Genomic DNA, 19,841 nt, shown 5'->3' with positions numbered 1-19,841 from the left:
ATCAGGAGCATGAGTATGAAGAACAAAGACGAACAAACAGGATTAGTGGGGCTGGCGATTGGGGCTGCCGTTATAGGGCTGGTTTCATCGCAAAAAACGATCGATCGTGACAGCATTGTCAACGAACTTGTCAGGCTGGGCAGGCAGAAAGGCGATGGTGTAGAAGATGAGGTTTTTCTCAAAGCTGCCGAACTGGTAAGAAAAGGGGTATAGCCAATGGCTGACATTCGTCATGCACAGTGCCACTGTGGTGCGGTGGCCTTTACCGTCGAACTGACTGACGGCTTGAATACCGCGCGGCGCTGCAGCTGCTCTTTTTGCCGTATGCGGGGCGCGATTGTGGTCTCTGCACCGCTGTCGGGTATCACCGTGACCAGAGGTGAGGATAAGCTGACGGAGTACCGGTTCAACACGGGGACGGCGCGGCATTTCTTCTGCTCGGTCTGCGGGATTTACACGTTCCATCAGCGTCGCTCTAACCCAAATGAATACGGCGTCAATGTGGCCTGTTTTAAAAATGTGTCGCCGTTTGATTTCCCAGAAGTGACGGTGATGGATGGCGTAAACCATCCGAGCGACGGCGAAAGCGGCGTTTTTGGCTATCTCTCGTTTCGCAAAAAAGAGATCAATCAAGATTAATCACCGCCTGGCCTTTTTTTTATCAGCCTGGCTATAGTGGGAAGTGGGTTTCTAAAACAGGAGAAATTATGCTCTGTGTAGAAAAAGACGATCCGCGTGAGGCCCCGGAATCAGGGGATAAAAAACCTCAACCCGTGAAAAAATAACGCTCGAAATGCGTATGACCGCCACCGGCACTGCTGGTGGCTTTTTTCTGGGAATCACTGTTAATGGTGATCCAGATGGTTTAGCAGCGTGCCGAGATGCCCGACAATATCTCGAAAATCAAAGATTAACGCCATCCACAAGCATGCTAAAAGTGTCAGAATGGTAACGGATATACGACCAAACAACGCAGGTATCCTTAATGAAGAGGGGGATATCGGCGCAGTCTAACCCGCTTTCTTTCAACTTATCCTCAACAATATCGCGATAAAGCGCTGTTGTGAGACAAACATCAAAAAAAGGAGAGCCCGCAGCGTCATGCGGGCTCTGACCATCAGAACTGGTAAACCAGGCCTAATGCAACGACATCGTCGGTGCTGATACCGTTGTTTTTGTAGAAGCTGTCATCTTCATCCAGCAGGTTGATTTTATAATCAACGTAGGTGGACATGTTCTTGTTGAAATAGTAAGTCGCGCCTACGTCCGCATATTTAACCAGGTCCTGATCGCCCTGACCGTTGCCCAGGTCTTTCCCTTTAGACTGCAGGTAAGAAATGGCCGGACGCAGACCGAAATCGAACTGGTACTGTGCGGTCACTTCGAAGTTCTGAGTTTTGTTGGCAATACCACCGCCTGATTTGCTATCACCTGAACCGTACGGCGTCATATTACGGGTTTCAGAATACATCGCCGCCAGGTAGATATTATTTGCGTCATATTTGAGGCCAGCAGTCCAGGCATCCGCTTTATCACCACCCGCATATTGAGATGCAGCGCCAGTACCTGCGCTTACCTGGTCATTTGTACGGTCAGATGAGGCGTAGGCGGCACCGGCACTGAACCCCATGCCGAAATCATAGGTGGTTGAAATACCGAAGCCGTCACCATTCTCATAACGCATGTCGCGGCCGTTGTTGGTGCCTTCCTGATTGTTGCTGGCATCTTCATTGTTGCCCTGATACTGCAGCGCGAAGTTCAGACCCTGCACCAGACCATAGAAATCAGTGTTGCGGTAGGTTGCCACGCCGTTGGCGCGGCCGGTCATAAAGTTATCCGCATAGGTGTAAGAGTCGCCACCGAACTCAGGCAGCATATCGGTCCAGCCTTCCACGTCGTACAGCACGCCATAGTTACGACCATAATCGAAGGAACCGTAGTCACCCACTTTGACACCCGCGAAGGCCAGACGCGTCCAGGACTGATTATCAGACCCTTCGGTGTTATTCGCCTGAATGTTATATTCCCACTGCGCGTAGCCGGTCATCATGTCGTTAATCTGCGTTTCACCTTTGAAACCCAGACGCATGTAGGTTTGATCGCCGTCTTTAGAGGCATCATCGGAGAAATAGTGCAGACCATCTACTTTTCCGTACAGATCTAATTTGTTGCCGTCTTTATTATAAATTTCTGCCGCATGCGCGGCGCCAGCCATTAACAGAGCTGGAATCATCAGAGCCAGTACTTTTCTTTGCATCGTGATATTCCTTTGCAGTTGTTTTTATTTGATTACCTGTTGAACTTTCTGAAACCGAAAGTTGTCCCATGCTAAATCACTCCTGTGAAAGAGTAATAAAATATAATTGTTACTAATTGAGTAAAATCTCAAAGGAATAAATCCACGGAAATGATCATTGTTGTGGTGAATGATTGAAAATGATTCATATTAAATAAAAATTATTAATTGGTGATTAAATCAGGTAATCTCTGCGCCGTTATATGCCTTTAAGATTATTTATCCATAATTATCGTGAATGTCATTTGGGAAACTAAAGAGAGATTCATTAATTATCTGGATTAGCCCGATGTGAAGACATCGGGCTTTTTTTATGGCAAAAAAATGCCCGGACAAGCCGGGCAGTGGAGTTAGTCGCTGGTTGATTTTTCGGCTTTACCCGCCATTTGTGCCAGGAAGTCATACCGTTTTTGCAGATCTTCGGCGGCGTCTTTCCAGAGCTGTTCTGCCACCTCAGGCTGTTGCGCATTCAGACGGCGGAAGCGCTGTTCCTGCATCAGCGTCTCTGCCAGGGCATCTGACGGCGGACGTGAATCCAGCGCCAGCGGTAATTTGCCCTCGTCCGCACGGCGCGGATCGAACCGGTAGAGCGGCCAGAAGCCGGTGGCCGTCAGTTGACGCATCTGATCGTGGCTGAGGGCCAGGTCGTAGCCATGCTCTTCGCACGGGCTGTAGGCAATGATCAGCGACGGCCCCGGATACGATTCAGCCTCCTGAATGGCTTTCACCGTCTGGTTAAGCTGCGCCCCCAGCGAGATTTGCGCGACGTAAACGTGGCCGTACATCATCATGCTCACGCCGAGATCCTTACGTGCCTTGCGTTTACCGTGTTCACCAAATTTCGTGACGGCGCCCAGCGGCGTGGCTTTCGATGCCTGCCCACCGGTATTGGAATAACACTGCGTATCCAGAACCAGAATGTTGACGTTTTCGGTCAGGCTTAATACATGATCCAGCCCGCCAAAGCCGATGTCGTAAGCCCAGCCGTCACCACCAATCAGCCAGATCGATTTTTCGACCAGGGCGTCAGCGTCGGTCAGAAGCTGTTCAGCGCCGTCAATTCCCTTGAGTGCGCTGCGAAGTGCAGCTACCTGCTCGCGACGAACCTCTGGCGTGGCTTCTGCGTGTAGCGCCGCGTTAAGTTCAGCCGGGATCTTATCGGCAAATTGTTCAAGCAGGCGCATCACGCGCGCGCGGTGCTGGTCAACGGTGAGTCGGAAGCCCAGGCCAAATTCGGCGTTATCCTCGAATAACGAGTTAGCCCATGCCGGACCGCGCCCATTCGCATCGGTGGTGTACGGCGTGGAGGGCAGGTTACCGCCATAGATAGACGAGCAGCCGGTGGCGTTGGCAATCAGCATCCTGTCACCATACAGCTGGGTAAGCAGTTTGATGTACGGCGTTTCACCGCAGCCGGAGCATGCGCCGGAGTACTCGAACAGCGGCGTGATCAGCTGCGAGGTACGAATATCAATGCGTTCCAGCTTGCTGCGATCGATTTCCGGCAGGTTCAGGAAGAAGTCATAATTCACTTTTTCTTCTTCAACGTGTTCAAGGCGCGACATCATATTGATGGCTTTGATGTCCGGGTTCTGCCTGTCCTTCGCCGGGCAAACCTCAACGCACAGGTTACACCCGGTGCAGTCTTCCGGTGCGACTTGCAGAACGTATTTCTGGCCGCGCATGTCGCGGGATTTTACATCCAGAGAGTGCAGGCTGGCCGGGGCATCTTCCATTGCTTCCGGTGACACCACTTTGGCGCGAATGGCCGAGTGCGGGCAGGCCGCGACGCAGTGGTTACACTGGGTACAGAGTTCTTCTTTCCAGATGGGGATCGCTTCGGCGATGTTGCGTTTTTCCCAGCGGGTGGTGCCCATCGGCCAGGTTCCGTCCGGCGGCAGCGCAGAGACGGGCAGGGCGTCACCCAGCCCGGCCAGCATGGCGGCCGTGACGGTCTTCACGAAATCAGGTGCGGAATCCGAGACCACCGGAGGGCGATTCGGGCTGGCGTCATTGACCGGCTGCAGCGGCACCTCGAACAGCGACTCGCGCGCCAGCGCCAGCGCCTGCCAGTTTCGCTCTACCAGCTCCTGCCCCTTGCTGCTGTAGCTTTTGGCGATGGCGCCCTGAAGTTCCACCAGCGCGCTGTCGCCCGGCAGGATATTGGTCAGATGGAAGAAGGCCATTTGCATGACGGTATTAATACGCGCGGCCAGGCCACATTCGCGGGCAATTTTCGCCGCGTTAACCACATAGAATCGGGCTTTTTTCTGATTCAGCACCGTCTGTACTTCCTGCGGCAGGCGCGCCCAGACCTCATCCGCATTGTATGGCGTATTGAGGAGGAAAATACCGCCGGGCTTCAGGCGCTCAGCCATCTGGTACTTGTCGATAAACTGCAGCTGATGGCAGCCAACAAAGTCGGCCTGAGAAATAAGGTAGGCCGAGCGGATGGGCTGCTCGCTGACGCGCAGGTGAGAAACGGTCAGACCGCCAGCTTTTTTGGAGTCGTAGACGAAGTAACCCTGCGCGTAACACGGGGTTGAATTGCCGATGATCTTGATGTTGTTTTTGGTGGCCGAGACGCTGCCGTCGCTGCCCAGGCCGTAGAACAGCGCTTCAAGTTTGGCCGTCGCAGGCAGGGTATTTTCCGGTAAAGGCAGGGAAAGATTCGTTACGTCATCATAAATGCCGACCGTGAAACGCGGCTTGGGTTTCGCTTCCCTTAGCTCGTTAAACACGGCCAGCACGCAGTCCGGCCCAAACTCTTTGGAAGACAGGCCATAGCGACCGCCAATAACGCGCGGTAACGTTTCACGTTCGCCGTTATTAAAGGCTTCAGCGAGGGCGGTCATCACGTCAAGATACAGCGGTTCCGCGTGTGCGCCCGGCTCTTTGGTTCGATCGAGCACCGCCACGGTACGCGCGCTTTCCGGCAGGGCAGAGAGCAGATGTTTAGCCGAGAACGGGCGGTAAAGACGCACTTTAAGCACGCCGACCTTTTCGCCGCGGGTCAGCAGCTCGTCAACGACTTCTTCACAGGTGCCGATAGCGGATCCCATCAGCATAATCACGCGCTCGGCCTGCGGATGGCCGTAGTATTCGAACGGCTTGTACTCGCGTCCGGTTGCGGCGGCAAAGTCATTCATTGCCTGCTCGACGTGGTCATAAACCGCGTTGTACCACGGGTTTGTGGCCTCGCGTGACTGGAAATAAGTATCCGGGTTTGCCGATGTCCCGCGAATTACCGGATGTTCCGGGTTAAGGGCGCGGGCGCGATGCGCGTCGATTTCCGCCTGCGGCAGAAGCTCAAGGATAGTCTCGTTAGCCAGCGGGACGATTTTGTTGATTTCGTGAGAGGTACGGAAACCATCAAAGAAGTGAATAAACGGCACGCGACTTTTGAGCGTGGCGATATGCGAAATTAAGGCAAAGTCCTGCGCTTCTTGAACGCTGCTGGCACACAGCATCGCGCATCCGGTCTGGCGCACGGCCATCACGTCCGAGTGATCGCCAAAAATTGAGAGTGCGTGGGTGGCCACCGTACGCGCCGCGACGTGCAGGACGAAGGGGGTCAGTTGTCCCGCGAGTTTGTACAGCGTTGGGATCATCAACAGCAATCCCTGAGAGGAGGTGAACGACGTGGAAAGCGCGCCAGTCTGCAGCGCACCGTGGACCGTAGCAATCGCACCCGCTTCAGACTGCATTTCAACCACTCTCGGGACATCGCCCCAGACGTTTTTTAACCCGTTTCCCGCCCAGGCATCCGCCTGCTCGGCCATAGTTGAACTTGGCGTGATCGGATAGATGGCGATAACTTCACTGGTGCGAAACGCGACTGAGGCAACTGCACCATTACCGTCAATAGTTTGCATAGGACGACACCCTTACATTGCGCAAAAAATAGGGGGCTGTCATAAGGCGACAAACCCTGAATATTATCTGTGTAGTCTAGCAAACAGGGGGTTTTACGATTTTCGCTTTTGTGTCCTCGGTATTCCCACCATCAATGGTTAGATCAAACTTAGGGCGAAAAAATTGCGAGAAATTGTTTCAGCGGCGCATAAATACGCACTTCCGCTCTCGACGACACGGGATGTGATGCCTATTATGCTTAGGTTTCGCACTAATTACGGGGAAGAGAGCATGCGTTCAGCATTTTGGGTAGGATGTGCCGCGTTGTTGTTGTCGGCATGTAGCAGTGAACCTGTGCAGCAGGCCACGGCGGCCCACGTGGCGCCGGGAATGAAAGCGGCAATGTCCAGTTCAGGCCAGGCCAACTGCGCCATGATTGGCGGCTCGCTGTCTGTTGCCCGCCAGCTTGACGGTTCGGCTATTGGGATGTGCGCCTTGCCAAACGGCAAACGCTGCAGTGAACAGTCGCTTGCCGTTGGAAGCTGCGGTAGCTACTGATTATTCTGCTCGCTTAAACATCAGCGTCTTATCGGCCGTCGCCAGCGTCAGCTGGTCTTCAGTCAGGTCGACCTGCGCCCCTTTGCGCAGCATGTCGCCGATGGCCTGATCCAGCTCGTTAAGCTGTGGTTCGGTACAAAATTTGCGGGTCATCGCCAGCGTTTTCACTTTCAGTTCACCTTCGGACAGCTTTCCCTGCCCGTTGAAGCGGTTACACATCTGGCCCGAAACGCTAATGTTATCAATGAGGCTAATGTCGGGAAGCGCGTTAAAAGCGATCTCAGGCTGCGTTGTCATGCCCTTCACGGATTTGCCGTCCACGTTTTCCAGAACAAAACGGTGGCTCTTCAGCTGATCCGGCTGAACGGATGCTTTGCCTGGATTAACGCAGCCGCTGAGGACAAGGCTGATAACACTTAACGCGATGAGCTTTTTCATTTTTCTTCTCAAATAATAAATTCTGTGAATCTTTTACCAGTGTAACGATACTCTGCGGTGCGTTAATGGGGTTTATCTGAAAGTGCGGGGTGGTGCCGGGCAGCGCAGGGCTGCCCGGAATGAAGTTTAATGCGATTTAAACCCGGCAGCCGTCATCAGCATGCGAAAGAGCATGCTGACTGCTGCCAGCGCAAGAACGCTGCCGCCCCAGATAATGGCCAGCCACAGCAATCTTTTCCAGACAGGTTGTTGCATCAGTGATAACCCTCCCCAGGCTGAACTTTGCCGCGAAATACGTAGTAGCTCCAGAAGGTGTAGACCAGAATAACGGGAATGATCAACAGCGCGCCCACCAGCATAAAGCCCTGGCTTTGCGTCGGCGCGGCGGCCTGCCACAGGGTGATCGACGGCGGTATGATATGCGGCCAGATGCTGATCCCAAGCCCGCTAAAGCCGAGAAATATTAGCCCAAGCGTCAGAATAAACGGCCGAGCATGGCTGTCAGGATTACTCAGGCAGCGCCACTGGTAGAAGCTAAACATGATGACCAGGGCAGGGACTGGCAGCAGATAAAACAGATTCGGCAGCGTAAACCAGCGCGCCGCGATGGCCGGGTGCGCCAGCGGCGTCCAGAGGCTGATCGCTGCGATAAACGCCAGAAGCACGATTAACAGCGTTTTCGATACCTCACGCATCCGCTGCTGCAGCGCATTTTCGCTTTTCATCACCAGCCAGGTTGAGCCTAACAGCGCGTAGGCCACCACCAGACCCGCGCCGCAGAACAGGTTAAACGCGGTAAACCAGTCAAACGGTCCACCGGTATACGTTCTGCCAGTGACGCTAAAGCCGTTAATGACGGCACCTACCGTCACGCCCTGGGTAAAGGTCGCCAGAACGGAACCGCCAATAAACGCCTTATCCCAGAAAGGACGGTGGGCCGGGGTGGCTTTAAAGCGAAATTCAAACGCCACGCCGCGGAATATAAGTCCGATCAGCATTAACGTCAGCGGAATGGTCAGAGCATCAATAATCACCGCATAGGCCAGTGGGAATGCACCGAACAGGGCGGCACCACCCAGCACCAACCAGGTCTCATTGCCGTCCCAGACCGGTGCGACGCTGTTGACCATCACGTCGCGATCGTCGGCGTTTTGTGTTGCCGGGAACAGAATACCGATTCCCAGATCAAACCCGTCCATGACGATATACATCAGCGTGGCAAAGACGATGATGACAAACCAGATAATGGAAAGATCGATACCCATTATGGCTGCTCCTTATGTTCAGCTGTGACGGCAGAAAGCGGGCGCGCCGGGCGTCCATCGGACTCGGTGGCGAACGATTCATGCGGCTGCGGGCCTTTTCGGATGAGGCGCACCATATAGCTGTAGCCCACGCCGAATACCGAGGTATAGACGACGAAGAAGGCCAGCAGGCTCACGCTCATATGCAGGTCACCATGGGCTGAAACCGCATCCTTCGTTCGCTGGAGTCCGTAGACCACCCACGGCTGGCGGCCGACTTCGGTGGTGACCCATCCGGCCAGAATGGCAATCAGCCCGGATGGCCCCATCAGCAGGGCAAACCACAGGAACGGACGCGAAGAATAAACCCGCTTTTTATAACGCAGCCAAAGCGCCACTACCCCAAGCAGCAGCATCAGCATCCCTAAACCCACCATAATGCGGAACGACCAGAAGACGATGGTGGAATTAGGACGGTCTTCTTTTGGAAACTCTTTTAGCGCAGGGACCTGTTTATCCAGGCTGTGCGTCAGGATGAGGCTACCCAGCGCCGGGATCGCCAGTCCAAAGCGGGTGCGCTCCTGCTCCATGTCAGGCCAGCCAAACAGCAGCAGCGGGGTAGGCTCGCCCGGCGGGTTTTCCCAATGGCCTTCAATAGCGGCAATCTTGGCGGGCTGATGCTTTAAGGTGTTCAACCCGTGCATATCGCCAACCAGGGCCTGGATGGGTGCAACAATCAGCGTCATCCACAGCGCCATCGAAAACATCGCCCGAATGGCAGGGGTATTATTCCCGCGCAGCAGATGCCATGCCGCGGATGCACCGACAAACAGGGCGCTACTCAGGAATGCCGCAATCGACATGTGCAGCAGGCGGTAGGGGAAAGAGGGGTTAAATACCACGGCGAACCAGTCCACCGGTACCACCTGACCGTTGACGATCTCGTAGCCTTGCGGGGTCTGCATCCAGCTGTTCGAGGAGAGGATCCAGAAGGTTGAGATAATGGTGCCCAGCGCCACCATGCAGGTGGAGAAGAAGTGCAGCCCTGGCCCCACTTTATTCCAGCCGAACAGCATCACGCCGAGGAACCCGGCTTCGAGGAAGAAGGCGGTAAGCACTTCATAGGTCAGTAGCGGGCCGGTAATGCTGCCTGCAAACTGCGAAAAGCCGCTCCAGTTGGTGCCAAACTGGTAGGCCATCACCAGCCCGGAGACCACGCCCATGCCAAAGTTGACGGCAAAAATCTTCGACCAGAAATGGTACAGCGAGCGCCAGACCGGATTTTTTGTTTTCAGCCACAGCCCTTCGAGCACGGCAAGATAGCTGGCCAGGCCGATGGTGATGGCCGGGAAAATAATGTGAAAGGATACGGTAAAGGCAAACTGTATCCGCGCAAGGTGAAAAGCATCTAAACCAAACATGCAATACTCCGCGATGTAATTATGTCGATGCCATTCTAAGCCGCGCCAGCGCTGGGTTGCAGAGACAGACCTGGGTTATTTATCTATAACAGTTTTCTTGCCTGCCTTTGCTTTATATTGCTGGGCGGCAATATTTCTGCCCAAGGGAGGTTCATTTTCGTAATGCCCAGAGGTAAATCAACATGGCATTGAGCAAAAATGAGAAGATGAAAAGCAACAGTGTATAGCTTTCACTCCATTCAAGTTCAGTCATAAAGCCAAAATGTCTGGTGAAGAGATGATAAAGTAATACATCAGGCATGAAGTAACATACAAGTGAGTAAATAACAAACAGCATCAATGTTTCAACAACCCAGGTCAGGGTATGCTTTTTTGCATTCATCAATATACCTGTATTGTTCCAAGTGCATCTAACCCAGCAGTAACTTTAAACGTGCCGGATGCCAGTAGACCATGCATCAGAATTCTGTAATGGGAGTGATTTGGCAACGTAATACATCCATTGCTAATCCCAGATTGTCCCGCCGGGTGTAACCGGAAAGAACCACGCTCAACATTATTGATAAAAGTTCTGTCGTCAATGTGAGTATCGTGGCGGTAAAGAGCAAACCAAAAGTCACGGTTTGATCCGCTTTCTAACCCTTTAATTGCGTCATGCAAGTGAGTACCAAAACCGCCTCGTGGACGTGTCACGATATAATAGAGTCCTGGGGGTAAGGGGCCCACCTCAGGAGTCGCAACGGCATTAGGATTATTTCTGTTATGCCCGGAATTTCCAGAATACGCGGGGAAAAAGCCTAAGCCGGGGCAACTCAAAGTGGAAAGCTGATAGCCGTTCAAATGAAAAGTGCACCGAATCATCTGTCTTTCCACTCGTCAGAAAAAATAATATTACCGTCACAGTGTTTCCAGGTTATTTTTTCGTAACGCAGGGAGATACTTTCCAGATGGTTATGCTTCTCCGTTGCCGGGTTTTTAATGTCATGCATGAGTGGACATATAGAGACGACTTTGACATTTTCTAGCTGCATATTGAAGTATTCAACTTCCTGCCCGGAATCGTTGATCTTATACCATTTAAATTCAGCCCCTTTCAGCGTCTGACCTTTTGCTACGGCTTTGTAGAGATAGGGACTTGATCTGTCGAATTCCTTCTCAAAAACGAGAGCTGAATGAATACGAGTACCAGTAATTTTCCCCGTCATGTTATCTGTTGGTAGATGCAGGCCATGACTAAATCCCAACACCTCGATACTGCCCTCACGATCTTGTACATCGACAGCGCCTTTGATATCTGCTCCACCGTCGTCTTTTAGCCACAGGTATGCTGGAATGGCCATCTTAAACTCCTTTTTCTTTCACAGTTCGTATACCGAATGGATGTTAATACTCCCAATGTGTTATGGTGATTAGACAAAAAATGCCATGCAAAATATTTATATTTCATTGATTTATAAATGTTTTTCTTGAGATTGGTCCCGCTAATATTTTGTGCCGCATTAAGCGTTTCTGAATAAAAACACTATTTTTATGAATTTTAGGCATTAAACCGCTTGCTTTGTCGTCATCGCCGTGCGTTAATGGTCTTCTGGTTTTGAGTCCAAAAAAATATCTGACGTAGTTTCATAAAGCAGTTCTCATCACGTTGTGCCTCTCCGCAGCCTCTCTTGGGTCTTTATCTACATTCCGATTAGTTTTGTTTAAAACCATTATTGCCTGATCGGCTCATGAGTAATTTACGTTTTTACGTTCACAGGAGAATCCTATGACTTCTTATATCCATTTCCGCTGCCCATGCTGTCATGGCTCGCAGTACCGTACCTCAGTCTTTGATGTATCTGAGAAAAACCCGCTCGGTGCGAAATGCATCTTTTGCAAATCGTCAATGATCACGCTCGATCACCTGGCCGCTGCGCGTCAGGCGCAAAGCCACGTTACCGAGTACCGTAAGTAATTTTTACTTAAACTATAACAGTTAGCAAAATCTTCTCTTTTTCTCCTGCTGATATACACTGTCGGCAATAAGGAGAATCTGATGAAAAAATACCAGCGTCTGGCGCAACAAATTATCTCGCAGATTGAGCTTGGCGTTTGGCTGCCAGGCGATAAGCTGCCTTCCCTGCGAGAGCAGGTGGCAAGCAGCGGCATGAGCTTTATGACCGTTGGCCACGCGTATCAGATGCTGGAAAGTCAGGGGCGCATTGTCGCCAGGCCGCAGTCGGGCTATTACGTTGCCTCGCGCCCGACCGCACAACAGCCTGCGCCGCCTGCCCAGGTAATGCGTGATGAAGCGGTAGATATCAACACCTATATCTTCGAGGTCTTACAGGCCAGCCGAGATCCGTCCGTTGTTCCTTTCGCCTCCGCGTTTCCCGACCCCCGGCTTTTCCCGCTTCAGCAGCTCAACCGCTCGCTGGCAAACGTCAGTAAAACCGCTACCGCAATGAGTGTGATTGAGAACCTGCCGCCCGGTAACGCTGAACTCCGTCACGCCATTGCGCGCCGTTATGCGCAGCAGGGGATGAACATCTCGCCGGACGAGATCGTCATTACCGCAGGCGCCCTTGAGGCCCTCAACCTGAGTTTGCAGGCGGTGACGGAGCCAGGAGACTGGGTGATTGTTGAAAACCCGTGTTTTTACGGCGCACTGCAGGCGCTGGAGCGTCTGAAGCTAAAAGCGCTGTCGGTCGCCACAGACGTCCGGGAGGGTATCGATCTGAATGCGCTGGAGCAGGCGCTGAACGACTACCCCGTAAAAGCCTGCTGGCTCATGACCAACGGCCAAAACCCGCTTGGCTTTACGCTGAGTGCGGAAAAAAAAGCGCGTCTGGTCGCGCTCCTGACGGAACACAACGTCACTTTGATCGAGGACGATGTCTACAGCGAGCTCTATTTTGGTCGCGAAAAACCGCTTCCGGCCAAAGCCTGGGACCGGGTAGATATGACGCTTCACTGCTCTTCCTTTTCAAAATGCCTGGTGGCGGGGTTTCGCATCGGCTGGGTGGCGGCAGGAAAACACGCGCGCCGCATTCAGCAGCTGCAGCTGATGAGCACGCTTTCAACCAGTTCCCCCATGCAGCTGGCGCTGGTGGACTATCTGGCGACAAAACGCTACGACGCCCATCTGCGCCGCCTGCGACGAACCCTCGCAGAGCGAAAACAGCAGGCGTGGCAGTCGCTTCTGCGCCATATGCCCGCCGGTGTCAAAATCCACCACAACGACAGCGGCTATTTTTTATGGCTGGAGCTACCTGCGCAGCTGGACGCGGGGCTGCTGAGCGAAAAGGCCTTAACGCACCATATCAGCATTGCGCCCGGAAAGATGTTTTCCACCTCTGACGCGTGGACGCCGTTCTTCCGGTTTAATACGTCCTGGGCGTGGGGCGAGCGGGAAGAGCAGGCGGTCATTCAGTTAGGTAAATTAATTAGCACAATGATGGAATAACTTTTCCCCTTTATTTAAATAATCATTTCTTATCCTGACGACGGCACGGCAAATATTTTGCGGTGCCATATCATATGAAATCTGCATACCGGCTTTCGCGGCTAACTCCTTGTCTATAATCCAGTTAACGGGGAATGCGTCCTCGGTCACACCTTGATGAAATTTCCTTAAGCCGAACGGTGCGGCGCATTTGCGCGGTCTACGTTTAATAAGGGAGATATTTTTACGGCACGGCTGCCGCTAAATTTCATTGCGACAGGAGTAACTCTTATGAGCAAAAAATTTGCCCGCAGCAGCCTGTGCGCGCTCGGCATGACTATCATGACCGCGCAAGCCGCAGAACCACCAAAGGCCATTGGCGACGGGGAAGGCCGACTGGATATTATCGCCTGGCCGGGGTACATCGAACGCGGACAGACGGATAAAAATTATGACTGGGTTACCCAGTTTGAAAAAGAGACCGGCTGCGCGGTCAACGTTAAAACGGCGGCCACGTCCGATGAAATGGTCAGCCTGATGGCGAAGGGAGGTTACGACCTTGTCACCGCGTCAGGTGATGCCTCGCTCCGCCTGATTATGGGAAAACGCGTTCAGCCGATTAACCCGGAACTGATCCCCAACTGGAAAACCCTTGACCCGCGCATCGTGAAGGGCGAGTGGTTTAACGTGGGCGGCAAGGTCTACGGCACGCCGTATCAGTGGGGGCCCAATCTGTTGATGTACAACACCAAAACCTTCCCGACGCCGCCAGACAGCTGGAGCGTGGTCTTTACGAAGCAGGATCTGCCGGACGGCAAAACCAATCAGGGACGCGTGCAGGCATACGACGGCCCGATTTATATCGCCGATGCGGCGTTGTTCGTCAAAGCCACTCAGCCGCAGCTGGGTATTAGCGACCCGTATCAGCTCACTGAAGAACAGTATGCCGCCGTGCTCAAAGTACTTCGCGACCAGCATGCCCTGATCCACCGCTACTGGCATGACACCACCGTCCAGATGAGCGACTTCAAAAATGAAGGCGTCGTGGCCTCCAGCGCCTGGCCGTATCAGGCGAATGCTCTGAAGGGCGAGAACCAGCCCGTTGCCACCGTCTTCCCGAAAGAGGGGGTGACCGGCTGGGCGGATACCACCATGCTGCATGCGCAGGCAAAACACCCGATGTGCGCCTACAAGTGGATGAACTGGTCGCTCACGCCGAAAGTGCAGGGCGATCTGGCGGCATGGTTTGGCTCGCTGCCCGTCGTGCCTGAAGGGTGTAAGGCCAGCACGCTGCTGGGTGACAAGGGCTGTGAAACCAACGGCTATAACTATTTTGACAAAATCATGTTCTGGAAAACCCCCATCGCAGAAGGCGGAAAATATGTGCCTTACAGCCGCTGGACGCAGGATTACATCGCCATCATGGGTGGCCGTTAATCATCCGGGAGCAGAACATGACGTACGCGGTAGAGTTTAATGACGTTTCCCGTCTGTACGGCGACGTGCGGGCGGTGGATGGGGTCACCATTGCCGTTCGTGACGGAGAATTCTTCTCCATGCTGGGGCCTTCGGGCTCCGGCAAAACCACCTGCCTGCGTCTGATTGCCGGCTTTGAGCAGCTGTCTGGCGGCACGATATCTATCTTTGGCAAAGAGGCGAGCGCGCTGCCGCCGTGGGAGCGGGACGTGAACACCGTATTCCAGGATTACGCGCTGTTCCCGCATATGTCGATCCTCGATAACGTCGCCTACGGGCTGATGGTGAAAGGCGTCGACAAGAAAAAACGCCACGCGCAGGCTCGCGACGCGCTGGAAAAAGTGGGCTTAAGCTTTGCCGTCGCCCGCAAGCCTTCGGAGCTTTCCGGAGGCCAGCGCCAGCGTGTGGCCATCGCGCGGGCGCTGGTGAATGAACCGCGCGTCCTGCTGCTCGACGAGCCGTTAGGCGCGCTCGATCTCAAGCTGCGGGAGCAGATGCAGTTCGAGCTGAAGAAACTTCAGCAGGAACTCGGCATCACCTTTATTTTCGTCACCCACGATCAGGGTGAAGCCCTCTCCATGTCGGACCGGGTGGCGGTGTTCAATAATGGGCGCATCGAGCAGGTCGATACCCCGCGCGATCTCTACATGCGCCCGCGCACGCCGTTTGTCGCCGGTTTTGTCGGCACCTCGAACGTCTTCGATGCAGGCCTTGCGCATAAAGTCTGCGGCATGGAGGGCAGCTATTCCCTGCGTCCGGAACATATCCGCCTGAATGAGGGGGGTGAGGTTCAGGTGCAGGGCGTCGTCCAGGCCGTTCAGTATCAGGGGGCTGCCACGCGTCTTGAGCTCAGGCTCGCCGACGGTGCCAAACTGCTGGTGAGCCAGGCCAATCTCAGCGATTTCTCGCCGCTAAGCGGCATTGCGCCGGGGCAGGCCGTCACGGCGTCGTGGTCGCGCGAGGCGATGATTCGCCTGCAGGAGGAGAGGTGAAATGGCTATGAGTGTCGCGCACCCTCCCGCCCCGCGCGGCCGCATAAGCCGCATTACGTCACTGTTCTGGCGTAAACCGTCGCTTGGACTGTTCCTGCTTCTGCTTGCACCGCTGATGTGGTTTGGCATTGTCTATTTAGGATCGCTGCTGACCCTTTTGTGGCAGGGTTTTTACACCTTTGACGATTTCACCATGGCGGTCACGCCGGATCTGACCCTGGCGAACATTCTGGCGCTCTTCAACCCGGCAAACTACGACATCATCCTGCGCACGTTAACGATGGCGATTGCGGTGACGATTGCCAGCGCAATTCTGGCGTTCCCGATGGCCTGGTACATGGCGCGATACACCCGCGGCAAGTGGAAAGCGTTTTTCTATATCGCCGTGATGCTGCCAATGTGGGCGAGCTACATCGTCAAAGCCTACGCCTGGACGCTGCTGCTGGCGAAGGACGGCGTGGCACAATGGTTCCTCAACCACCTGGGGCTGGAGCCGCTCCTGACCTCGATCCTTACGCTACCCGCGGTAGGCGGCAACACCTTATCCACCTCCGGGCTGGGGCGGTTTCTGGTCTTCGTCTATATCTGGCTGCCGTTTATGATCCTGCCCGTTCAGGCGGCGCTGGAACGTCTGCCGGCTTCGCTGCTGCAGGCCTCAGCCGATCTCGGCGCGCGCCCGCGCCAGACCTTCCGCTATGTCGTTCTGCCGCTGGCTATTCCGGGTATTGCCGCGGGCTCAATCTTCACCTTTTCCCTGACGCTGGGGGATTTCATCGTACCGCAGCTGGTCGGGCCGCCGGGGTTTTTCATCGGTAACATGGTCTACTCCCAGCAGGGGGCGATCGGCAATATGCCCATGGCCGCGGCGTTCACGCTGGTTCCCATCGTGCTGATTTCACTCTATCTGGCGTTCGTGAAGCGTCTGGGAGCATTCGATGCACTCTGAACGCGCACCGCTGTTCCTGAAAGTGGCAGCGTGGGGAGGCGTCATCTTCCTGCACTTCCCGCTGCTGATTATCGCAGTCTATGCCTTTAATACCGAAGATGCTGCCTACAGCTTTCCGCCTCAGGGGCTGACGCTGAAGTGGTTTACTGCGGCGGCGGGGCGCGGCGATATCATCGAATCGGTGACGTTGTCACTTCAGGTTGCCGCGCTATCCACCGCGATAGCCCTGGTACTTGGCACGCTTGCTGCAGCGGCGCTCTGGCGAAGCGAGTTTTTTGGCAAGAACGCGATCTCGCTATTGCTGCTGCTGCCGATTGCGTTGCCGGGGATCATCACCGGCCTAGCGCTGCTGACAGCGTTCAAAACAATCAACCTTGAGCCGGGGTTTTTCACCATCGTGGTTGGGCACGCCACGTTTTGTGTGGTGGTGGTCTTCAATAACGTGATTGCCCGTTTCAGACGCACTTCCTGGAGTCTGGTGGAAGCTTCGATGGATCTCGGGGCCGACGGATGGCAAACCTTCCGCTATGTGGTGCTGCCCAACCTGGGCTCCGCGCTGCTGGCCGGGGGAATGCTGGCGTTTGCCCTGTCGTTTGACGAAATTATCGTCACAACCTTTACGGCGGGACACGAACGCACGTTACCGCTGTGGTTGCTCAATCAGCTAGGCCGTCCGCGCGACGTGCCGGTCACCAACGTCGTTGCACTGCTGGTGATGCTGGTAACAACCATCCCCATTCTGGGAGCCTGGTGGCTAACCCGCGACGGCGAGAACATCGCCGGCGGCGGGAAATAACATTGATTTGAACAGGACAATGCTATGCAAACACATCTGCTGATAAAGGGTGAACTGGTTGCCGGAGAGGGAGAAAAACAGCCGGTCTATAACCCGGCCACCGGAGAGGTGCTGCTGGAGATTGCTGAAGCGTCAGCGGCACAGGTCGACGCAGCGGTTCAGGCCGCCGACCGTGCTTTTGAGGCGTGGGGACAAACGACGCCGAAAACGCGCGCCGAGTGCCTGCTGAAGCTCGCGGATGCGATTGAAGCGCATGGCGAAGAGTTTGCCCGGCTCGAATCCCTCAACTGCGGAAAGCCGCTGCACTGTGCGCTGGGCGATGAAATTCCGGCAGTGGTCGACGTTTTCCGTTTCTTCGCCGGGGCGGCCCGCTGCCTGAACGGGCTGGCCGCGGGTGAGTATCTTGACGGCCACACGTCGATGATCCGCCGCGACCCGGTGGGCGTGGTTGCCTCTATCGCGCCGTGGAACTACCCGCTGATGATGGCGGCATGGAAGCTGGCGCCTGCGCTGGCGGCCGGTAACTGTGTGGTCATCAAGCCGTCTGAAATCACGCCGCTAACGGCGTTAAAGCTGGCGGAGCTGGCGAAAGATATCTTCCCGGCCGGCGTTCTCAACGTGCTGTTTGGCCGCGGGAAAACGGTGGGCGACCCACTCACCGGACATGAAAAAGTGCGCATGGTGTCGCTGACCGGTTCGATTGCCACCGGGGAGCATATCATCGGGCACACGGCGTCCTCCATTAAGCGCACCCACATGGAGCTGGGCGGTAAAGCGCCGGTTATCGTGTTCGATGACGCCGACCTGGATGCGGTTGTAGAAGGCGTGCGGACGTTTGGTTTCTACAATGCCGGGCAGGACTGTACGGCGGCCTGCCGTATCTATGCCCAGAAGGGGATCTATGCCCAACTTGTGGAAAAGCTCGGTGCCGCGGTCGCCAGCCTCAAAATGGGTGCCCCGGAGGATGAGTCTACTGAACTCGGTCCGCTCAGCTCGGCTGCCCATCTTTCACGCGTCTGTCAGGCGGTTGACGAGGCGAAAGCCCTTGGCCATATCCGCGTGGTGACGGGCGGGAGCAAAAAAGAGGGGGCGGGCTACTACTTCCAGCCAACGTTGCTGGCCGGGGCGAAACAGGACGATGCCATCGTTCAGCGCGAAGTGTTTGGACCGGTGGTGAGCGTCACCGAATTCGACGATGAAGCGCAGGTCCTGGCCTGGGCGAACGATTCGCAATACGGCCTGGCGTCGTCGGTCTGGACGAAAGACGTGGGACGCGCCCATCGCCTGAGCGCACGCCTGCAGTACGGCTGCACCTGGGTGAATACCCACTTTATGCTGGTGAGCGAAATGCCGCACGGCGGCATGAAATTGTCTGGCTATGGAAAGGATATGTCGGTATACGGGCTTGAGGATTATACGGTTGTCCGGCATGTGATGATTAAACACTAGAAAATCATGCCCGGCGGTCTGCATCGCCGGGCGTTTGCTTTACCAGCCACACACCTCGTGCTCATTTTCCGTGTCGTAAGCGCGGACGGTATTCACCAGATCTTTTACCACGTCTGCGGCGACGTCGGGGATGAGCAACTCCATGGGGGCCTCTGTTTCATAATCCACCGAGACGCCGTTGCTGTTGTTGGTCACGGTCACTGTGTACGTTGCTTTACCCACGCGGTTACTCCTTATGTGTATTGACCACTTTGCCGATGCCAGCCCCCTGAAGCGTAACGTCAGGATCGGCAAAAAAGTCGATATTGAAATAGGTATCGTCGGTCAATAGCTCGATGCGGTGCCATTTCTCCGGCGGTGAGATGCCAAACGATCCGGCTTCAATCACCAGCTCCAGATCCGGTTCGGTCGCGTCAGCGTTCGGGAAACCGAAATAGCGCACCGCACCCTGCATCACCGACAAACGGCCATATACGCTGGCTTTCGTATTATGGTGGGTGAAAAGGGCTTTTGGCGCGGTGTCTTTGTTCCAGAATGGCGTGGAGCGGGTATGAACAAAATTCTCAGGGATACGTAGCATAAGGGTTACCTCGTAAATAAAAGCCGCTTAAAGCGACTTCAACACCTCTGGTTCGACGAAAAATTCAATATTGAACAGCGTGTCGTCGCTCATCACCTCGATGTGATGCCATTTCTCAGGGGGAAAAACACCGAAGTGGCCGGCCCTGATAATCAGTGTGCTGTCAGGCTCAGGGACATGTTCATCAGCATAACCCAGGTAGCGGACGGCACCCTGCATAACGGACAGGCGGGGATAAACGCCCGGACGGGTACCCGTATCGAGATGACGCTGAAAGATCCCGGCGGGGGCGGTTTCTTTATTCCAGAAAGGGGTAGAGCGGGTATGAATACAGCTTTGCGGAATGCGTAGCATATTGCCTCCCAT

The 19,841-nt window shown here is 54.7% G+C and carries 22 protein-coding genes; 11 read left to right on the top strand and 11 right to left on the bottom strand.

The annotated features are described in order from the left end of the window. The first annotated feature begins 15 nt into the window (after positions 1-15). The 3 genes from IM291_RS12475 to IM291_RS21940 all read left to right on the top strand — a co-directional run bounded on the left by IM291_RS12475 (position 16) and on the right by IM291_RS21940 (position 785). The gene (locus IM291_RS12475) at positions 16-213 is read left to right on the top strand and encodes a hypothetical protein (RefSeq protein ID WP_028013317.1); all 198 of its coding nucleotides are present in this window, start codon (positions 16-18) and stop codon (positions 211-213) included. 3 nt (positions 214-216) lie between these two features. Then, entirely contained in the window at positions 217-639 is a 423-nt protein-coding gene (locus IM291_RS12470; RefSeq protein WP_048999945.1) for a GFA family protein, read from the top strand. A gap of 68 nt (positions 640-707) precedes the next feature. Next, a complete protein-coding gene (locus IM291_RS21940; protein ID WP_223239581.1) occupies positions 708-785 on the top strand; it encodes a hypothetical protein in 78 nt (25 codons plus the stop codon). A gap of 332 nt (positions 786-1,117) precedes the next feature. On the opposite strand, the gene ompC is transcribed toward IM291_RS21940, so the two are convergent. Together ompC and nifJ are read right to left on the bottom strand one after the other, a co-directional pair. Then, the gene (gene ompC / locus IM291_RS12465; protein ID WP_028013315.1) at positions 1,118-2,257 is read right to left on the bottom strand and encodes a porin OmpC; all 1,140 of its coding nucleotides are present in this window, start codon (positions 2,255-2,257) and stop codon (positions 1,118-1,120) included. A gap of 389 nt (positions 2,258-2,646) precedes the next feature. Then, a complete protein-coding gene (gene nifJ, locus IM291_RS12460) occupies positions 2,647-6,171 on the bottom strand; it encodes a pyruvate:ferredoxin (flavodoxin) oxidoreductase (RefSeq protein ID WP_192971139.1) in 3,525 nt (1,174 codons plus the stop codon). Positions 6,172-6,442: 271 nt separating this feature from the next. Here nifJ and IM291_RS12455 point away from each other — a divergent pair, with 271 nt between their 5' ends. Continuing rightward, entirely contained in the window at positions 6,443-6,709 is a 267-nt protein-coding gene (locus tag IM291_RS12455; protein ID WP_028013313.1) for a DUF333 domain-containing protein, read from the top strand. On the opposite strand, the gene hslJ is transcribed toward IM291_RS12455, so the two are convergent. The 6 genes from hslJ to IM291_RS12425 form a co-directional block, all read right to left on the bottom strand. Then, positions 6,710-7,147: a heat shock protein HslJ gene (hslJ, locus tag IM291_RS12450; protein ID WP_048999940.1), complete on the bottom strand. Its 438-nt coding sequence runs from the start codon at positions 7,145-7,147 to the stop codon at positions 6,710-6,712. 126 nt (positions 7,148-7,273) lie between these two features. Further along, entirely contained in the window at positions 7,274-7,402 is a 129-nt protein-coding gene (locus IM291_RS12445; RefSeq protein WP_008501283.1) for a DUF2474 domain-containing protein, read from the bottom strand. Then, entirely contained in the window at positions 7,402-8,412 is a 1,011-nt protein-coding gene (gene cydB / locus IM291_RS12440) for a cytochrome d ubiquinol oxidase subunit II (protein ID WP_048999938.1), read from the bottom strand. The genes IM291_RS12445 and cydB overlap by 1 nt, the downstream gene beginning before the upstream one ends. After that, the gene (locus IM291_RS12435; RefSeq protein WP_048999936.1) at positions 8,412-9,812 is read right to left on the bottom strand and encodes a cytochrome ubiquinol oxidase subunit I; all 1,401 of its coding nucleotides are present in this window, start codon (positions 9,810-9,812) and stop codon (positions 8,412-8,414) included. Before IM291_RS12435 ends, cydB begins: the two co-directional genes overlap by 1 nt. A gap of 381 nt (positions 9,813-10,193) precedes the next feature. Beyond that, entirely contained in the window at positions 10,194-10,673 is a 480-nt protein-coding gene (locus IM291_RS12430; protein WP_192987014.1) for a DUF2778 domain-containing protein, read from the bottom strand. Continuing rightward, positions 10,670-11,152, bottom strand: a complete 483-nt coding sequence (locus IM291_RS12425; protein WP_048999933.1) for an Hcp family type VI secretion system effector — start codon at positions 11,150-11,152, stop codon at positions 10,670-10,672. Before IM291_RS12425 ends, IM291_RS12430 begins: the two co-directional genes overlap by 4 nt. A 425-nt stretch (positions 11,153-11,577) precedes the next feature. Between IM291_RS12425 and IM291_RS12420 the strand changes: the two genes are divergently transcribed. The 7 genes from IM291_RS12420 (at position 11,578) to patD (ending at position 18,895) form a co-directional block, all read left to right on the top strand. Further along, positions 11,578-11,766 (top strand): hypothetical protein, encoded by a 189-nt coding sequence (locus IM291_RS12420; protein ID WP_028013309.1) that lies wholly within the window; start codon positions 11,578-11,580, stop codon positions 11,764-11,766. 81 nt (positions 11,767-11,847) lie between these two features. After that, positions 11,848-13,257, top strand: coding sequence for a PLP-dependent aminotransferase family protein (locus IM291_RS12415; RefSeq protein ID WP_048959047.1), 1,410 nt, complete (start codon positions 11,848-11,850; stop codon positions 13,255-13,257). A 270-nt stretch (positions 13,258-13,527) separates the two neighbouring features. Continuing rightward, the gene (gene ydcS, locus IM291_RS12410) at positions 13,528-14,673 is read left to right on the top strand and encodes a putative ABC transporter substrate-binding protein YdcS (protein ID WP_028013307.1); all 1,146 of its coding nucleotides are present in this window, start codon (positions 13,528-13,530) and stop codon (positions 14,671-14,673) included. A gap of 17 nt (positions 14,674-14,690) precedes the next feature. Beyond that, positions 14,691-15,704 (top strand): ABC transporter ATP-binding protein, encoded by a 1,014-nt coding sequence (locus IM291_RS12405; protein WP_048956123.1) that lies wholly within the window; start codon positions 14,691-14,693, stop codon positions 15,702-15,704. 1 nt (position 15,705) lies between these two features. After that, on the top strand, positions 15,706-16,650 hold the full coding sequence (locus IM291_RS12400) for an ABC transporter permease (RefSeq protein WP_041909766.1): 945 nt from the start codon (positions 15,706-15,708) through the stop codon (positions 16,648-16,650). After that, positions 16,640-17,446, top strand: coding sequence for an ABC transporter permease (locus IM291_RS12395; protein ID WP_041909768.1), 807 nt, complete (start codon positions 16,640-16,642; stop codon positions 17,444-17,446). Before IM291_RS12400 ends, IM291_RS12395 begins: the two co-directional genes overlap by 11 nt. A 24-nt stretch (positions 17,447-17,470) precedes the next feature. Next, positions 17,471-18,895, top strand: a complete 1,425-nt coding sequence (patD, locus tag IM291_RS12390; RefSeq protein ID WP_048999931.1) for an aminobutyraldehyde dehydrogenase — start codon at positions 17,471-17,473, stop codon at positions 18,893-18,895. 39 nt (positions 18,896-18,934) lie between these two features. On the opposite strand, the gene IM291_RS12385 is transcribed toward patD, so the two are convergent. The 3 genes from IM291_RS12385 to IM291_RS12375 are packed head-to-tail and all read right to left on the bottom strand — an operon-like array spanning position 18,935 to position 19,829. Next, on the bottom strand, positions 18,935-19,117 hold the full coding sequence (locus IM291_RS12385; protein ID WP_003856955.1) for a DUF1869 domain-containing protein: 183 nt from the start codon (positions 19,115-19,117) through the stop codon (positions 18,935-18,937). 4 nt (positions 19,118-19,121) lie between these two features. Next, complete coding sequence (locus IM291_RS12380) at positions 19,122-19,475, bottom strand: DUF1971 domain-containing protein (protein ID WP_028013302.1); 354 nt, start codon at positions 19,473-19,475, stop codon at positions 19,122-19,124. 27 nt (positions 19,476-19,502) lie between these two features. Then, positions 19,503-19,829: a DUF1971 domain-containing protein gene (locus tag IM291_RS12375; RefSeq protein WP_045260685.1), complete on the bottom strand. Its 327-nt coding sequence runs from the start codon at positions 19,827-19,829 to the stop codon at positions 19,503-19,505. Positions 19,830-19,841: the final 12 nt, after the last annotated feature.

Source organism: Enterobacter cloacae complex sp. P27C, assembly GCF_014895705.1.
In the GTDB taxonomy this organism is placed as follows: Bacteria; Pseudomonadota; Gammaproteobacteria; order Enterobacterales; family Enterobacteriaceae; genus Enterobacter; species Enterobacter bugandensis.
This window is presented reverse-complemented; position numbering and strand designations above follow the sequence as displayed.

Coding starts and splice junctions, on each gene's coding strand:
- IM291_RS12475 (WP_028013317.1), top strand. CDS start 16: ATGAAGAACAAAGACGAACAAACAGGATTAGTGGGGCTGGCGATTGGG.
- IM291_RS12470 (WP_048999945.1), top strand. CDS start 217: ATGGCTGACATTCGTCATGCACAGTGCCACTGTGGTGCGGTGGCCTTT.
- IM291_RS21940 (WP_223239581.1), top strand. CDS start 708: ATGCTCTGTGTAGAAAAAGACGATCCGCGTGAGGCCCCGGAATCAGGG.
- ompC (WP_028013315.1), bottom strand. CDS start 2,257: ATGCAAAGAAAAGTACTGGCTCTGATGATTCCAGCTCTGTTAATGGCT.
- nifJ (WP_192971139.1), bottom strand. CDS start 6,171: ATGCAAACTATTGACGGTAATGGTGCAGTTGCCTCAGTCGCGTTTCGC.
- IM291_RS12455 (WP_028013313.1), top strand. CDS start 6,443: ATGCGTTCAGCATTTTGGGTAGGATGTGCCGCGTTGTTGTTGTCGGCA.
- hslJ (WP_048999940.1), bottom strand. CDS start 7,147: ATGAAAAAGCTCATCGCGTTAAGTGTTATCAGCCTTGTCCTCAGCGGC.
- IM291_RS12445 (WP_008501283.1), bottom strand. CDS start 7,402: ATGCAACAACCTGTCTGGAAAAGATTGCTGTGGCTGGCCATTATCTGG.
- cydB (WP_048999938.1), bottom strand. CDS start 8,412: ATGGGTATCGATCTTTCCATTATCTGGTTTGTCATCATCGTCTTTGCC.
- IM291_RS12435 (WP_048999936.1), bottom strand. CDS start 9,812: ATGTTTGGTTTAGATGCTTTTCACCTTGCGCGGATACAGTTTGCCTTT.
- IM291_RS12430 (WP_192987014.1), bottom strand. CDS start 10,673: ATGATTCGGTGCACTTTTCATTTGAACGGCTATCAGCTTTCCACTTTG.
- IM291_RS12425 (WP_048999933.1), bottom strand. CDS start 11,152: ATGGCCATTCCAGCATACCTGTGGCTAAAAGACGACGGTGGAGCAGAT.
- IM291_RS12420 (WP_028013309.1), top strand. CDS start 11,578: ATGACTTCTTATATCCATTTCCGCTGCCCATGCTGTCATGGCTCGCAG.
- IM291_RS12415 (WP_048959047.1), top strand. CDS start 11,848: ATGAAAAAATACCAGCGTCTGGCGCAACAAATTATCTCGCAGATTGAG.
- ydcS (WP_028013307.1), top strand. CDS start 13,528: ATGAGCAAAAAATTTGCCCGCAGCAGCCTGTGCGCGCTCGGCATGACT.
- IM291_RS12405 (WP_048956123.1), top strand. CDS start 14,691: ATGACGTACGCGGTAGAGTTTAATGACGTTTCCCGTCTGTACGGCGAC.
- IM291_RS12400 (WP_041909766.1), top strand. CDS start 15,706: ATGGCTATGAGTGTCGCGCACCCTCCCGCCCCGCGCGGCCGCATAAGC.
- IM291_RS12395 (WP_041909768.1), top strand. CDS start 16,640: ATGCACTCTGAACGCGCACCGCTGTTCCTGAAAGTGGCAGCGTGGGGA.
- patD (WP_048999931.1), top strand. CDS start 17,471: ATGCAAACACATCTGCTGATAAAGGGTGAACTGGTTGCCGGAGAGGGA.
- IM291_RS12380 (WP_028013302.1), bottom strand. CDS start 19,475: ATGCTACGTATCCCTGAGAATTTTGTTCATACCCGCTCCACGCCATTC.
- IM291_RS12375 (WP_045260685.1), bottom strand. CDS start 19,829: ATGCTACGCATTCCGCAAAGCTGTATTCATACCCGCTCTACCCCTTTC.